Origin of the sequence: Aurantiacibacter flavus (assembly GCF_039710615.1) — a bacterium.
Taxonomy (GTDB): Bacteria; Pseudomonadota; Alphaproteobacteria; order Sphingomonadales; family Sphingomonadaceae; genus Alteraurantiacibacter; species Alteraurantiacibacter flavus.
On sequence record NZ_JBDLBR010000001.1, the window covers coordinates 558,707 to 572,988 of the forward strand.

Genomic DNA, 14,282 nt, shown 5'->3' on the forward strand with positions numbered 1-14,282 from the left:
CGGCGTTTTTCGCGTTTGGCCCCAGTCGTCTGATTTGGGGTCAGGCGCACAGTTGGAGTTGTGACGCGCATGTTCGATACGCTGTCCGATCGGTTGAACGGTGTCTTTGACCGCCTGCGCGGGCGCGGGGCGCTGTCCGAACAGGACGTGCGCGATGCCATGCGCGAGGTTCGCGTGGCCCTGCTTGAGGCCGACGTGGCGCTCCCCGTCGCACGCGATTTCATCGACAAGGTCACGCAGCGCGCGGTTGGCCAGGAAGTTCTGAAGTCGGTCACGCCCGGCCAGCAGGTCATCAAGATCGTCAATGACGAGCTGGTGGCGATGCTCGGCGGCGGCGACACAGAGCGCGGCGAGGCCGTTCCGCTTAACCTCGATGTCCGCCCGCCCGCCGTCGTCATGATGGTCGGTCTGCAGGGTTCGGGTAAGACCACCAGTACGGCCAAGATCGCTCGCCTGATCAAGGCCAAGATGGGCAAGAAGGCCCTGATGGCTTCGCTCGACGTCAACCGTCCGGCAGCGCAGGAGCAGCTGAAGGTGCTCGGCGAGCAGGTCGAAGTGGCGACACTGCCGATCATCGCGGGCCAGCAGCCGGTCGACATCGCCCGCCGTGCGCTCGAATCGGCCAAGTTGCAGAACGTCGACGTGCTGCTGCTCGATACTGCGGGCCGCCTGCATGTCGACGAAGCGCTGATGGCCGAAATGAAGGCTGTCGCTTCGGTGGCAACGCCTGCCGAAGTGCTGCTGGTAGTCGATTCGCTCACGGGTCAGGACGCGGTGAACGTCGCGCAGTCGTTCTCGAACGAAGTGCCGCTTACCGGCGTCGTGCTCACCCGTATGGATGGCGACGCTCGCGGTGGCGCGGCGCTGTCGATGCGCGCTGTCACTGGCAAGCCGATCAAGTTCGCGGGCACCGGCGAGAAGCTCGACCAGATCGAGCTGTTCCACCCCTCGCGTATGGCCGACCGTATCCTCGGCATGGGCGACGTGGTCAGCCTGGTCGAAAAGGCAGCCGAGAACATCAAGGCCGAAGAGGCCGAGGAACTCGCCAACCGCATGATGAAGGGCAAGTTCGACCTGAACGACCTTCGCATGCAGCTCAAGCAGATGCAGAACATGGGCGGCCTCGGCATGCTCGCGGGCATGATGCCGGGCATGAAGAAGGCCAAGGCGGCGATGCAGTCCTCGGGCGTCGACGACAAGGTGCTCGTCCACATGGATGCGATCATCGGCTCGATGACGCCGAAGGAGCGTTCGCGCCCCGAACTGCTGAATGCCAAGCGCAAGAAGCGCGTGGCGGCGGGCTCGGGAACCTCGGTGCAGGAGGTCAACAAGATCCTCAAGATGCACCAGGAAATGGGCCGCGCGATGAAGCAGATCAAGAAAATGGGCGGGCTGAAAGGCTTGGCCGCCATGTTCGGCGCCGGTGGCGGTGGAGCAGGCGGCGGCGGGCTGGGCGGATTGCTCGGCGGCGGTGGTGCCGGAGGCCTTCCCGGCGGCGGTGCTGGTGGCCTTCCACCCGACATAGCGAATTTGATGAACAAGAAGTAATTTCAGAGATTTAATTCAGAAAGGTTATCTACAATGGCAATTGCAATCCGGCTCGCTCGTGGTGGCGCCAAGAAGCGTCCGTACTACCGCATCGTGGTGGCCGACAGCCGCCGTGCCCGTGACGGCAAGTTCCTCGAGCAGGTCGGCACCTACAACCCGCTGCTCGCCAAGGACGACGAAGGCCGCGTGAAGCTGATCGAGGATCGCATCCGCTACTGGCTCGGCGTTGGCGCCCAGCCGACCGACCGCGTGCACCGCTTCCTCGACAAGGCTGGCATCCTCGAGCGCGAAGCCAAAAACAACCCGAAGAAGGGCGAGCCGGGCGATAACGCCAAGGAACGCGCTGAAGAGAAGGCCGCCAAGATCGCTGCCGCTGAGGAAGCTGCCAAGGCTGCCGAGGAAGAGGCCAAGGCCGCTGCTGCCGCTCCGGCTGAAGAGGCTCCCGCCGAGGAAGCTCCGGCTGAAGAAGCTCCCGCCGAGGAAGCTCCGGCTGCTGAAGAGGCTGCTGCCGAAGAAAAGTCGGAAGGCTGATTTCTTCCACCCGCTCATCCTGAGCTTGTCGAAGGATCGCCTTTTCCTTTGGCAGCGCATTACGCAAGTAAGTGCAGCCCTTCGACAGGCTCAGGGCAAGCGGAGCGATTTTTTTATCCATGGGCAACGCACAGACCATCACCCTTGCCGCCATTGCCGGCGCGCATGGCGTAACGGGCGAGGTCCGCCTGAAGCTGTTCGGCGAGGGACTGCCCTCGCTGAAACAGCACAAGGTGTTTAACGGCGGCGCGCTCACGCTCACCAAGCTGCGCGACGATGGCAAGGGCGGGGCGATAGCCCGCTTTGCCGAAGTGAGCAGCCGCACCGATGCGGAGAAACTGCGCGGCACCGTGCTCGAAGTGGCGCGCGATGCCCTCCCGCCGCTGGCCGAGGGCGAATACTATCACGCCGACCTGATCGGCCTGCCCGCCGTCTCCGACACGGGTGAGGCGCTGGGTCGCGTGGTCGCGGTCGAGAACTTTGGCGCCAGCGACATTATCGAGATCGAGCGCCCCGCCGAAGAGGGCAAGAAGCCGCTGCGCTTCATGGTGCCCATGCGGCCCGAGGCTGTGCCCGCGTGGAACAGCGAACGGCTCGTGATCAGCGCCGAGTTCGCCGATATCTGATTAAGGGCCGCCAGCCCGCTACCCCGCGCAATTCGGAAACATGCCCGCGGTCTCGCGTTGGAGGGGCATGAAGAGCATTCTACCAGCCACCGCCGTGCTTGCGCTTGCCGCCTGTTCCTCTGGTGATCGTGCCAGCGGCCCATCGCCAGACGATGACGTAACCTTGCCAACCGCTCCCGCAGCAGCCGATCCGGCCGGAACCCGTCCCTCGGGCACCCCCAGCCTTGTCACTGTCGAAGGGCGGCTTGATCGCGGGACCGAATGCGCAGTGATCACCACGCCCGATGGTGAAAAATGGTCGGTCAACCTGGGCGAGGCGGATTTCGGGACTGGCGACTACGTCGAGATCACGGGCGAAATCGCCGATGCCAGTTTCTGCATGGAAGGGCAGGGAACCTTGCTGCCAAGCCGTATCGAAGCCAAGGATCCGCCAGCGCGCGGCCGCGACCCGGCGCGTGCCGGTGGGACGGCGCTCACCGAAGAATACCTGGTCGGCTCTTGGGTGGCGAAAGGGCTGCGCGCCGATTGCAATAGGCCCGACTTCACCATCAGCCGCAGCCCCGGCGCGCTGGTCATCGAAGGCGAGATAGAGGGTCACGACAACGACGCTGCAATCGTATTGGGAAATTACCAGCGGATTGATCTCGATGAGCCCATGCCCGATCTGCCGATCGAGAGCCGCGGCCCCGACGGGCTCGCAATACTGAGACCTGCCACTGACGCCGCATATGATCCGGTCAGCATCGGCAGCGCGACAATCACTGGCGACGGAGTTGTGTTCGTTAAATGCGGCTGACCGGTGGGCCTCGCGCAGGGGCGCTGCCGTTCACCTTGCGCGGCTATGCCGCCGGGGCTAGCGCAGGGCCATGCTTGTTGAACTTTCTGTCTTCGTCGCCACCCTCACGGTTCCTGCCGCCATCGGATTTGGTCTGGGCACCATGCGGCCCGGCAACAAGCGCGTGACCAACGGCCTGATCGCCGCCGCACCGGTCGCGGTGGCTTTCTTCGCCTTCGCGGGGTGGATCGCGCTGACGCAGGATATGAGCTGCGAGGTCGAGCCCTGCCAGAACATGGCGCCCTTGTGGGCGATCGTGATGTTCGTGCTCGGGGTGGTGACCTTCATCACCGGGCTTGGCGTGGGCATGATTGCCGATGCCTTCGCGCGCAACCGGGCTGAAAAGATTGCCGAATGACCTTCGCCGCAACCGTCCTTACGCTGTACCCTGACATGTTTCCCGGCCCGCTCGGCCTTTCCTTGGCGGGGCGCGCGCTGGAGCGGGGAGACTGGAGCTGTCGGACGGTGCAGATCCGCGATTTTGCTGAGGACAAGCACCGCACTGTCGATGATACGCCCGCAGGCGGCGGTGCGGGCATGGTGCTGAAGGCTGACGTGCTGGCGCGGGCGTTGGATTCAATTCACCCACCCACCTCCGCTCATGCTGAGCCTGTCGGACTCGAAGAGGGCGCGACGCGCCAACCATCGTCTTTACTTTCTGGCACGGCGGCGGAAGAAGAAGACAGTCCTTCGACAAGCTCAGGGCGAGCGGGGTTGAGTGATACTTCCGTCCCCATTCTCGCCATGACCCCGCGTGGGAAACCGATCACGCAGGAGCGCATCCGCGCCATCGCGAAGGGTCCCGGTGTCACCATCATCTGCGGCCGGTTCGAGGGCTTCGACGAGCGTCTGTTCGAAGCACGGCCCGATATCGAGGAGGTGAGCCTCGCTGACATCGTGCTATCGGGCGGAGAAACTGCCGCGATTGCCATACTCGATGCTTGCATTCGCCTGCTTCCCGGCGTAATGGGCGCGCCTTCTAGCGGGGATGACGAGAGCTTCGAAAGCGGCCTTCTCGAATACCCGCAATATACCCGACCTTATGAATGGGAAGGGCGCACGATCCCTGAAGTGCTGCGATCGGGGGATCATGCGAGGATCGAGGCATGGCGAAAGCACATGGCCGAAGAGACCACACGGCTACGCAGGCCGGACCTTTGGGAACGCCATGGTGGCGATCCGGGTCTGTCTGCCTCTGGTGCGCGGCGTGAACATAAGGATTGAGACCATGGGTCTTATTCAGGAACTGGAAGCGGAAAACATTGCCGCTCTCACCGAGGGGAAAGAAATCCCCGCATTCCGCGCTGGTGACACCGTGCGTGTCGGCGTGAAGGTTATCGAAGGTACGCGCAGCCGCGTGCAGAACTTCGAGGGCGTCGTGATCGCCCGTTCGAACCGTTCGATCAACTCCAATTTCACCGTCCGCAAGCTCAGCTTCGGCGAAGGCGTGGAGCGTGTGTTCCCGCTCTACAGCCCCAACATCGATTCGATTACCGTGGTCCGTCGCGGTATCGTGCGGCGGGCCAAACTCTACTACCTGCGCGGCCGTACCGGCAAGCGCGCCCGCATCGCCGAGCGTCGGGAGAATGTCGGCCAGTAAGGGCCGTCCTTTCGAAATCCACCCAAGTTCGACGAAGGGGCGCCCTGGCAGGATCGGTCAGGGCGCCCCTTTTCGTTTTGCGTCTCCAAGGTTTTTGATGTCGTCGAAGTCTTCACCGTCTGCGGGCTCCGCTGCGCCCGCCCAGCGTCGCGCTCTGGGCGTGGGCGGGGCATGGGCGATGGCGGTCGGCGGCATGATCGGCGGCGGGATCTTTTCCACCCTCGGGGTCGTGATCTCGGTCGCGGGGCAGTGGGCCTGGGTCAGTTTCCTGCTTGGCGGGATCGTGGCACTGGCTTCGGGCCATTCCTACTCAGCGCTGACCCGCCAGATCGGCGAGCCCGGCGGCTCCTATGCCTATCTGCGGGCACTGGGATGGGATCGGTCGGCGACGGCGGTCGCCTGGGTGTTGGTGGCGGGCTACACGCTTACAGTGGCGGTCTATGCGGTCACCTTCGGCTCCTATGCCGCCAATGCCTTTGGTGCGCCGCACTGGGTGGCGCTGGCAGCTGCGCTGGCCGCGATTGCGGCATTGGCCGGGATCAACTTGTGGGGCGCGAGCGAATCGACGGTGTTCGAGCTGATCGCGGTGACCGGCAAGCTGATCATCCTGCTCGGGCTGGCGCTGCTTGGCCTGTGGCACTGGGCGCCCGAAAAGCTGATGCTGGAGACGAGCCAGCCGGTGGGGCTGGGTCATGCGCTGGTGGGCATGGGCGTGGTGTTCATGGCCTACGAGGGCTTCCAGCTGTTGAGCTACGATTACGACGAGATGCGCAACCCAGCGCGCACGATCCGCATTGCCATGCCGCTCGCTATCGCGATGACCACCATGACCTATATCGTGGTGGCAGTGGGGGCAGGGATGCTCGCCGGGGCGGACCAGATCGTCGAGCACGAGGAGGTGGCGCTGGCCATTGCCGGGCGCGAGGCGCTGGGGCTGGCGGGCTTTATCGCGGTGTCGGTCGCGGCGACCTTTTCGGCTGGCTCGGCAATTAACGCTACGGTCTTCGCCACAGCGCGGCTGGCCGATCAGGTGGCGCAGGATGGTGAAATGCCAGCGCTGTTCGCCAAGCGTGACCGGCACAACGTTCCCTGGGCGGGTACGGTGCTGATTTCGGCGGTGGCGGGCGTCTTCGTGCTGCTTGGCGGGATCGAGCAACTGGTCGAAGGGGCGAGCTTCGTTTTCCTGTTGATCTTTGCGCTGGTCAACTGGATCGCGATCCACCTGCGTGCCGGTAACCGCGCGATTTCGATAGTGGGGCTGACCGGTGCGCTGTCAGGCGCGGTGATGCTGGTGGGTTATCTCACGGGGCTGGTCTAGCTCCGACAAACGAAATTTGGGGCCGGATCCGGCGTGGATCGGCCGTCATGAAAGGGAATGGTAAAATGGGTTATCGTGTGGTTGTGGTCGGGGCGACGGGCAATGTCGGGCGCGAGATGCTCGCCATTCTCGCCGAGCGTGAGTTTCCGATGGACGAGGTGGCTGCGGTCGCCTCTTCGCGCAGCGTCGGATCGGAGATCGAGCTGGGCGACACCGGCAAGATGCTCAAGTGCAAGAACCTCGAACACTTCGACTTCACCGGCTGGGACATTGCCCTGTTCGCGGCGGGCTCCGGCCCGACCAAGGAATATGCCCCCAAGGCGGCCGCAGCAGGCTGCGTGGTGATCGACAACTCGTCGCTGTTCCGCATGGACCCCGACGTGCCGCTGATCGTGCCCGAGGTGAACCCCGAGGCGATCGAGGGCTACAAGAAGAAGAACATCATCGCCAATCCCAACTGCTCGACCGCGCAGCTGGTCGTGGCGCTCAAGCCGCTGCACGATGCCGCCAAGATCAAGCGGGTCGTGGTAAGCACATACCAGTCGGTGTCGGGCGCGGGCAAGGAAGGCATGGACGAGCTGTTCGAACAGAGCCGTGCGATCTTCGTCAACGATCCGATCGAGCCGCGCAAGTTCACCAAGCAGATCGCCTTTAATGTCATCCCGCACATCGACGTGTTCATGGATGACGGCTCGACCAAGGAAGAGTGGAAGATGGTGGTCGAGACCAAGAAGATCCTTGATCCCAAGGTCAAGATGGCGGCCACCTGCGTGCGCGTACCGGTGTTCGTCGGCCACTCGGAATCGATCAACATCGAGTTCGAGAACGAGATCAGCGCGAAGCAAGCGCAGAACATCCTGCGCGAGGCGCCGGGCGTGATGCTCGTCGACAAGCGCGAGGACGGCGGATACGTCACCCCGATCGAATGCGCGGGCGACTATGCCACCTTCGTCAGCCGCGTGCGCGAAGACCCGACCGTCGATAACGGCCTGCAGATCTGGTGCGTGTCCGACAACCTGCGCAAGGGCGCGGCGCTCAACGCGGTGCAGATCGCCGAGCTGCTCGGTCGCACGCAGCTCAAGAAGGGCTGATAAGGCCTATAACCTGCCGCGCCGCTGGCTTTCCAGCATCGGCGCGGCGGGTGATTTGGTCTGGCAATCCTTCTGTGCAACGGGCACCGGCATAACGTGTCGCGAAGGAGAACCGGATGAGCACCGACCACAAGGGCGCCTATGTCGAATATGCGCCGCTCAACGAACCGAAGCCGTTTGGCGAGAACGTGTGGATCGTCGACGGGCCGGAAATCCGCATGGATCTCGGGCCGTTCAAGGTGCCCTTTCCCACCCGCATGACCGTGGTCCGGCTCGCTGATGGCGGGCTGTGGTTGCACTCTCCCATCGCGCCCGACGAGGGCCTGTTTGCCGCTCTCGATCAACTGGGCGAGGTGCGCTGGCTGGTCGCGCCCAATTCGATCCACTACTGGTTCATGGCCGACTGGATCGAACGTTACCCTGAGGCGCAGACTCTTGCCGTCCCCGATCTCGACGTGAAGGCCAAGCGCCCGTTCCGCATCGACGCCAAGCTCGAGGACGGCACGCGCTTCCCATGGTCGGGCGAGATCGACTGGCTGCTCGTCCCCGGCACCAGCTTCAGCGAGGCGGTGTTCTTCGTGAAGGCGTCGCAGGTGCTGGTGCTGGTCGACCTGATCGAGAATTTCGAACCGAAGCGTGTGAAAAACCCGCTGCAACGCTGGGCGATCCAGCTGTTCCGCGCCAACGGCAGCCTGCCTTACGATGCCCGCCTGACCTTCCGGCCGAAAATCCGTGAGGTGCGCCAGCAGGTGGCCAGGATGCTGGCCTGGCCGATCGAGCGCGTGACCATGACCCATGGCAAGCCGATCACCGAGGATGTGCCCGCTACGCTCAAGCGCGCCTTCCGCTGGGTGCTCTAGGTGCCGTAGCGCCGCGACTTGCGCATCAGCAGCACCAGCGGCACGGCGGCGAGGCACAGCCAGCTCATCAGGCGGAAGTCGTTGAGGTAGGCGATCATCATCGCCTGCCGCGTCACCTCGGCATCGGCCACCGCCAGTGCTGTCTGGCCATATTGCTGGTATCTATCGAGGCTGGAGATATCGAGCGCCGATGTCACTTCGCCCGTCACGTGGGCGGCGAGTTCAGCGTGGTTGCGCTGCGTTTCGTTCGCCGCCAGCGTCATCACCACCGAAATGCCCACCGACGAGCCGACCGAACGCGACAGGTTGAGCAGGCTGGAGCCATCGGTGCGCAGTTCGGGGGGCAGGGTGGCAAAGGCGGTGGTGTTCAGCGGAATGAACACGAAGCCGATTCCGAGCCCTTGCAGGAAGCCGGTGGACATGAATTCCGCGCGCGCAATGTCGAGCGTCCACTCGCCCATCAGGTGCAGCGACCAGAAGGTGATGAGGAAGCCGAATGCCACCTGCCAGCGCGCGTCGACGCCCTTCTTCAGCAGCAGGCCCGATAGCTGCATCGTGATCAGCACGCCCACGCCGCGCGGCATCAGCACCAGCCCGGTGTCGATCACGTCATAGCCGAACAGGCCCTGCAGCATCGGCGGCAGGATCGCGATGGTGGCGAACATGGCCACACCGACGATGAACAGGAAAATGCCCGCGATCACGAAGTTTGCGTTGGCGAACAGGCGCCGGTCGAACAGCGGATGGCGCGCGGTGGACAGGTGGATCACTCCGATCCATGCACCGGTCAGCATCAGGCCGATGTAGATAAAGGTCTCGGCCGAGGAGAACCAGTCCACCGTATTGCCGCGGTCAAGCAGGAGCTGGAGCGAGGCCAGCGCCAGCGCCACCATGGCAAAGCCGAACAGGTCGAACCGGCGGTGGCGGATGGCGCGGCTCGGCAGCTCGGCCAGCAGGATCACGATGCAGATGATGCCGAACGGCACATTGACGAAGAACACCCAGCGCCAGTTGGCGATCTCGGTCAGCCACCCGCCCAGCACCGGGCCGATGATCGGCCCCACGATCACGCCCATGCCCCACAGCGCGATGATCTGCGGTTGCTTGCTGGGGCGCGTGGTGTCGAGCAGCGCGCTTTGGCTAAGCGGCGCGATAAAGGCGCCGCCGCAGCCCTGGATGGCGCGGAACAGCACCATCTGTTCGAGGTTCTGCGCAATGCCGCAGAGCATCGAGGCGACCACGAAGATCACCACCGACATCAGGAACAGCCGCCGCGAGCCGATCCGGTCGGCCAGCCATCCGGTGATCGGCAGGGCCACGGCGCTGGCGATGATATAGCTGGTCAGCACCCAGCTGATGGTGTCGGGCGTGGCGCTTAGCGAGGCGCGCATGTGCGGGATTGCCACATTGGCGATGGTCACGTCGAGCACCTGCAACAACGAGGCGATCATAACCCCGACGATGAGCAGCAGGTGGTTGCGTACGGGCAGCTGGGCGACGTCGGATGACGCGGAGGCGGGCGGGGGAGCCGCCGCCAGATCCTTGCCACCGCCGCGCCAGGCGACGCTTGCCATTATTCAGCCTCTCGGGCCGGGCCCTTGTCGGTGAAGACAGTGACTTCGGTCGAGAGCCCCGCGATCAGCGGGCGCGGGCTCGTGTCGTCGACTGCGATCCGCACCGGCACGCGCTGCGTCACCTTGACCCAGTTGCCGCTGGCGTTCTGCGCCGGCAGGACCGAAAACTCGCTCCCCGTGCCCGCGCCGATTGAGGCGACGTGGCCTTTCAGCACGACCCCGGGAAAGGCATCGAAGCGCAGTTCGGCGCGCTGGCCCACGGCCATGTCGTCAAGGTCAGTCTCCTTGAAGTTGGCCTCGACGTAGGTCGTTTGTTCCTCGACCAGCGTGAGCACCGGCAGGTTGGGCAGCACTTGCTGGCCGACCTGGAGCCGGTCCGCCTCGGCCACGCGGCCCGCAGCCGGAGCGCGTACCTCGGTGCGGCGCAGGTTGAGCTGCGCACTGGCGCGCTGGGCTTCCCCGGCGGCGATCTGCGGGTTTACACCCGGCACTGCCCTGCCGGTCGAGAGTCGCGCGCGGGCCTCGCGCTGACGCGCCTCCGCCTGCCGTAGCGATTCGCGTGCCTGCGTGACCGCATGCTGCGCGGCGTCATAGTCGGCTTTGGTGGTGAAGCCGCGCTCCCATAGCTGGCGCTGACGCTCGAACCGGCTTTCGGCAAAGGCGATGTCCTCGCGCGCGGCGGCAATATCGACGCCGGTAAGGTCGGTGTCGTTTTCCAGCGTCGTAAGGTTCGCCTGAGCCCCGGCGATGGCGGCATTGGCCTGCTGGATTTGCAGTTCGTAGGGTTCGGGGTCGATGCGGAACAGCAGCTGGCCCGCTTCGACGGTGTCGCCTTCCTTGGTCAGGACCTCGACAATGCGCCCGCCGACCTCGGCGCTGACCGCGACCATGTCCTGCTTCACATAGGCGTTGTCGGTGCTGATCTTGCCCTGCAGGCTCTGCCAGTAGATGACACCAGCCACGATCAGGGCAATCGGCAGCGAGACCATCAGGGCAAGGCGGCCAAGCCGGCGCTTGGGCTTGAGCTGATCTGGCGACGCTGCATCTTCCGCGGTGCTGTCTGCGCCGGGCGCAGCTGCGGGCGGCGGTTCAGGAAAATCGGACATTACGGCAACACATCCTGCACTGGCTGGCTCCCTCTAGGTCGGTACGTTGCACTTAGCAACCTGCGCCAGCGCGGCCTTGCGCAATCGCAAACAGCCTGTCACCGCTGCCAATATGAGTGACCATCAGACCGAAACGATTACCAGCTTCGACGGCACCCCGCTCGCCGTTCATCGGCTGGGCGAGGGCAGGCCGGTGCTGCTGCTGCACGGGTTGTTTTCCTCGGCGCAGATGAACTGGCTCCGCTTCGGCCATGCCGCACTGCTGGCCGAGGCAGGCTTTGAATGCCTGATGCCCGACCTGCGCGCCCACGGCGAGAGCGCAGCACCGCATGATCCCGCATCCTATCCGCAAGGCGTGCTGACGCAGGATCTGGCGGCAGTGGTGGCTGGGCTCGAGCTTGGCGACTACGATCTCGTCGGCTTTTCGCTCGGCGCGCGCACGGTGGCGAGCGGGGTCATCGCCGGACTCAGCCCGCGTCGGCTTGCGCTGTGCGGCATGGGGTTGGAGGGGCTCTCCGGCTGGGAGCGACGCAGCGCCTTCTTTATCGACGCAATCGACCGGTTCGACGAAGTGGAGCGCGAGGATGCGGCCTTCATGGCGGTCGCGTTCATGAAGCAGATGAAGGTCGACCGGGTGGCGGCGCGGCTGCTGTTGCAGGCGGTGGACGATATTGCGCTTGCCGATCTTGCGCAGATCACCATGCCCACCGCCGTCATCTGTGGCGACAAGGATGGCGACAACGGATCGAGCGAGAAGCTGGCAGAGGCGCTGCCCGATGCGCGCCACGTGACCATTCCGGGCACCCATATGAGCAGCGTGACCGAAGCTGAGCTGGGTATCGCGATCAGGAACTTTCTGAACGAAAATTAAGGGCTTGGTGCCTGTGGCGCGAATTTTGCCCGGTTCGTCGCCAAGGCCGGAACCCGCTTGCGCAGACCATCGTTTTTTTCCCGATAGAACAAGCAGGAGAGATGCGATGGAATACGAGTTGATCGATCGTCCTCAACGAGAGCCCGCCAAACGCACCGAAGAGCGCCAGCGCGGTATCTTCATCCCCGATGAGGACCGCGAAGCCAACAGGCAGGAGCCTGCTTCGGACCAGATGGAAGGATAGCAACCGCTCAGCTCTATGAGCGCAAAAAAAAGGGGCGTTGCCGGTGATGGCAACGCCCCTTTTTTTGTCCGCTAGAGGAGCGCTCAGCCTTCGGCTTCGCTCTCTTCGGTAGCTTCTTCTTCACCGGCTTCGGCGCTCGGCAGTTCGCCGAGTTCGCGATCGGGATCGAGTGCTTCGGTGAAGCCCTCGCTCTCGCCACGCTCGTCTTCGTTCATCTGCGCGATGACATCGACGCCCTGGCTCTGCAGCTCGGCTTCGTCTTCCGAACGGGCGACGTTCGCCTTCACGATGACCGAAACCTCGGGGTGCAGCGTGATGGTCACGTCGAACATGCCGATGGTCTTGATGGGCGCGCCCATGATGACCTGACGCTTGTCGATCGCGTGGCCCTTGTCGGACAGCGCGGCAGCAACGTCGCGAACGTTGACCGAACCATAAAGCTGGCCCGAGTTCGAGGCCGAGCGGATCAGGACGATCTCTTCGCCGTTAACCTTTTCGCCCTGCTTTTCGGCATCGGTGCGCTTCTCGGCGTTTTCGGCTTCGAGACGCTCGCGGTTGGCTTCGAACACCTTCTTGTTCGCTTCGTTGGCGCGCAGCGCCTTCTTCTGCGGCAACAGGAAGTTGCGGGCATAGCCGTCACGCACGGAGACGATGTCGCCGATCTGACCGAGCTTTTCGACGCGTTCGAGGAGAATGATATCCATGATCTTTTCTCCCTTACTTCACGATGTAGGGCAGCAGGCCCAGGTGGCGGGCGCGCTTGATCGCCTTGGCCAGCTCACGCTGCTTCTTGGCGGAAACGGCGGTGATGCGCGAAGGCACGATCTTGCCACGCTCGGACATGAAGCCCTGCAGCAGGCGCACGTCCTTGTAGTCGATCTGCGGAGCGTCCTTGGCCGCGAACGGGCAGGACTTGCGGCGGCGGTAAAACGGGCGTGCCATCAGTCACGATCCTCCCGGCTTTCGCGGCGCTTACGCTCGCGATCGTTCTTGCGCATCATGGCCGAAGGGCCGTCCTCGTGGTTCTCAACCGAAATGGTGAGCCAGCGAATGACGTCTTCGTTGATGTTGTTCTGGCGCTCCAGCTCAGCCACGAGGTCACCCGGACCATCGATGTTGAGCATGACGAAGTGCGCCTTGCGGTTGCGGTCGATCTTGTAGGCGAGGCTCTTGAGGCCCCAGGTCTCGGTCTTCACGACCTTGCCGCCCATCTTCTCCACGGTTTCCGTGGCGCTGGCAGCAAGCGCATCGACCTGAGCCTGGCTCAAATCCTGACGCGCAAGAAACACGTGCTCGTAAAGAGCCATGCTTGCTTCCTTTCATGTTTCCGCCGATCGCTGGCATCCCGCGCGGATCGCGGGGGCCCCTCCGGCTTTCTTCAAATCCCACCCGCGCAGGAGTGGTTTCCACGGGGTCCGTCGACCCCGCGGAAGCGGCGCTCATAGCGGAAGCGGTAATGAATGCAAGCATTGCATATCGGCCCGGATGAGGCATGGCTAGGCCATACCGGAAGAGGTCAGAGCAAGAGAGGGGCAAACAATGAAAGTAAGGACATTCGGCGTCGCAGCCGCAGCAGGCATTTCACTGGCGCTGGGATCGGCCGCGCAGGGGCAACAAGCGCCGTCGCTGGAGCATGTGTTCACCATCACCGCCGAGCTGGGCGAAACGCTCGAGCTAGGCCCCACCGGGCGCGGAAATCGGCGGATCATTCCCATTACCGGCGGAACGGTGGAGGGCGAGGGCATTTCGGGCACAGTGCGGCCCGGCGCCTGGGACTGGCAGCTTGACCGGCCCGATGGCTGCACCGATCTCATCGCCGACTACTTCCTCGAAACCGACGATGGCGGTGTGATCAATGTCCGCAACACGGCGACTGTTTGCAGGGCGGGCGAAGGCGAGCCACCCATTTCGATCTTCACGCGCCCGCAATTCGAGCCGCAGCTTGGCAAATATGAATGGCTCGGCCGCGGAGTCTTTGTCGGCCATCTGGAACCGGTGCACGATGGCGACGTTTCGGCGGTAAGAATTGCCATATACCAGGTGAACTGAGCCAAGTCTCGATCCCTTCCTCTCGGAGA

At 63.9% G+C, this 14,282-nt stretch carries 18 protein-coding genes; 13 read left to right on the forward strand and 5 right to left on the reverse strand.

Annotated elements, in window-relative coordinates; genetic code table 11:
• Positions 1–69: 69 nt before the first annotated feature.
• From ffh to ABDJ38_RS02665, 10 genes are all read left to right on the forward strand, one after another.
• Positions 70–1,548: a signal recognition particle protein gene (gene ffh / locus ABDJ38_RS02620; RefSeq protein ID WP_346783519.1), complete on the forward strand. Its 1,479-nt coding sequence runs from the start codon at positions 70–72 to the stop codon at positions 1,546–1,548.
• Between the two features lie 33 nt (positions 1,549–1,581).
• A complete protein-coding gene (gene rpsP, locus ABDJ38_RS02625) occupies positions 1,582–2,079 on the forward strand; it encodes a 30S ribosomal protein S16 (RefSeq protein ID WP_346783520.1) in 498 nt (165 codons plus the stop codon).
• Between the two features lie 119 nt (positions 2,080–2,198).
• Positions 2,199–2,705, forward strand: coding sequence for a ribosome maturation factor RimM (gene rimM / locus ABDJ38_RS02630; protein ID WP_346783521.1), 507 nt, complete (start codon positions 2,199–2,201; stop codon positions 2,703–2,705).
• A gap of 67 nt (positions 2,706–2,772) precedes the next feature.
• Positions 2,773–3,501 (forward strand): DUF5818 domain-containing protein, encoded by a 729-nt coding sequence (locus tag ABDJ38_RS02635; protein ID WP_346783522.1) that lies wholly within the window; start codon positions 2,773–2,775, stop codon positions 3,499–3,501.
• Positions 3,502–3,571: 70 nt separating this feature from the next.
• Entirely contained in the window at positions 3,572–3,898 is a 327-nt protein-coding gene (locus ABDJ38_RS02640; protein ID WP_346783523.1) for a hypothetical protein, read from the forward strand.
• Positions 3,895–4,764 carry a tRNA (guanosine(37)-N1)-methyltransferase TrmD gene (gene trmD / locus ABDJ38_RS02645; protein WP_346783524.1) on the forward strand — a complete coding sequence of 290 codons (870 nt, stop codon included), beginning with the start codon at positions 3,895–3,897 and terminating at the stop codon, positions 4,762–4,764. Before ABDJ38_RS02640 ends, trmD begins: the two co-directional genes overlap by 4 nt.
• 4 nt (positions 4,765–4,768) lie before the next feature.
• Positions 4,769–5,140, forward strand: coding sequence for a 50S ribosomal protein L19 (rplS, locus tag ABDJ38_RS02650; protein WP_346783525.1), 372 nt, complete (start codon positions 4,769–4,771; stop codon positions 5,138–5,140).
• A 97-nt stretch (positions 5,141–5,237) separates the two neighbouring features.
• Positions 5,238–6,458 (forward strand): APC family permease, encoded by a 1,221-nt coding sequence (locus ABDJ38_RS02655; RefSeq protein ID WP_346783526.1) that lies wholly within the window; start codon positions 5,238–5,240, stop codon positions 6,456–6,458.
• A gap of 65 nt (positions 6,459–6,523) precedes the next feature.
• The gene (locus ABDJ38_RS02660; RefSeq protein ID WP_346783527.1) at positions 6,524–7,549 is read left to right on the forward strand and encodes an aspartate-semialdehyde dehydrogenase; all 1,026 of its coding nucleotides are present in this window, start codon (positions 6,524–6,526) and stop codon (positions 7,547–7,549) included.
• A 116-nt stretch (positions 7,550–7,665) separates the two neighbouring features.
• On the forward strand, positions 7,666–8,409 hold the full coding sequence (locus tag ABDJ38_RS02665) for a DUF4336 domain-containing protein (protein ID WP_346783528.1): 744 nt from the start codon (positions 7,666–7,668) through the stop codon (positions 8,407–8,409).
• Here ABDJ38_RS02665 and ABDJ38_RS02670 read toward each other — a convergent pair.
• Together ABDJ38_RS02670 and ABDJ38_RS02675 are read right to left on the reverse strand one after the other, a co-directional pair.
• On the reverse strand, positions 8,406–9,983 hold the full coding sequence (locus ABDJ38_RS02670) for an MDR family MFS transporter (RefSeq protein ID WP_346783529.1): 1,578 nt from the start codon (positions 9,981–9,983) through the stop codon (positions 8,406–8,408). The two genes, ABDJ38_RS02665 and ABDJ38_RS02670, sit on opposite strands and share 4 nt — an antisense overlap.
• Complete coding sequence (locus ABDJ38_RS02675) at positions 9,983–11,089, reverse strand: HlyD family secretion protein (RefSeq protein ID WP_346783530.1); 1,107 nt, start codon at positions 11,087–11,089, stop codon at positions 9,983–9,985. Before ABDJ38_RS02675 ends, ABDJ38_RS02670 begins: the two co-directional genes overlap by 1 nt.
• A gap of 112 nt (positions 11,090–11,201) precedes the next feature.
• Here ABDJ38_RS02675 and ABDJ38_RS02680 point away from each other — a divergent pair, with 112 nt between their 5' ends.
• Positions 11,202–11,960, forward strand: coding sequence for an alpha/beta fold hydrolase (locus tag ABDJ38_RS02680; RefSeq protein ID WP_346783531.1), 759 nt, complete (start codon positions 11,202–11,204; stop codon positions 11,958–11,960).
• 106 nt (positions 11,961–12,066) lie between these two features.
• Positions 12,067–12,204: a hypothetical protein gene (locus tag ABDJ38_RS02685; protein ID WP_346783532.1), complete on the forward strand. Its 138-nt coding sequence runs from the start codon at positions 12,067–12,069 to the stop codon at positions 12,202–12,204.
• A gap of 83 nt (positions 12,205–12,287) precedes the next feature.
• Here ABDJ38_RS02685 and rplI read toward each other — a convergent pair whose 3' ends face one another.
• Genes rplI through rpsF form a run of 3 tightly spaced genes read right to left on the reverse strand, consistent with a single transcriptional unit; the run spans position 12,288 to position 13,511 of the window.
• Entirely contained in the window at positions 12,288–12,908 is a 621-nt protein-coding gene (gene rplI / locus ABDJ38_RS02690; protein WP_346783533.1) for a 50S ribosomal protein L9, read from the reverse strand.
• Positions 12,909–12,921: 13 nt separating this feature from the next.
• Positions 12,922–13,146 (reverse strand): 30S ribosomal protein S18, encoded by a 225-nt coding sequence (gene rpsR, locus ABDJ38_RS02695; RefSeq protein WP_119592324.1) that lies wholly within the window; start codon positions 13,144–13,146, stop codon positions 12,922–12,924.
• Positions 13,146–13,511, reverse strand: a complete 366-nt coding sequence (rpsF, locus tag ABDJ38_RS02700) for a 30S ribosomal protein S6 (protein ID WP_346783534.1) — start codon at positions 13,509–13,511, stop codon at positions 13,146–13,148. Before rpsF ends, rpsR begins: the two co-directional genes overlap by 1 nt.
• A gap of 232 nt (positions 13,512–13,743) precedes the next feature.
• Between rpsF and ABDJ38_RS02705 the strand changes: the two genes are divergently transcribed.
• Complete coding sequence (locus ABDJ38_RS02705) at positions 13,744–14,253, forward strand: DUF3237 family protein (RefSeq protein ID WP_346783535.1); 510 nt, start codon at positions 13,744–13,746, stop codon at positions 14,251–14,253.
• Positions 14,254–14,282: the final 29 nt, after the last annotated feature.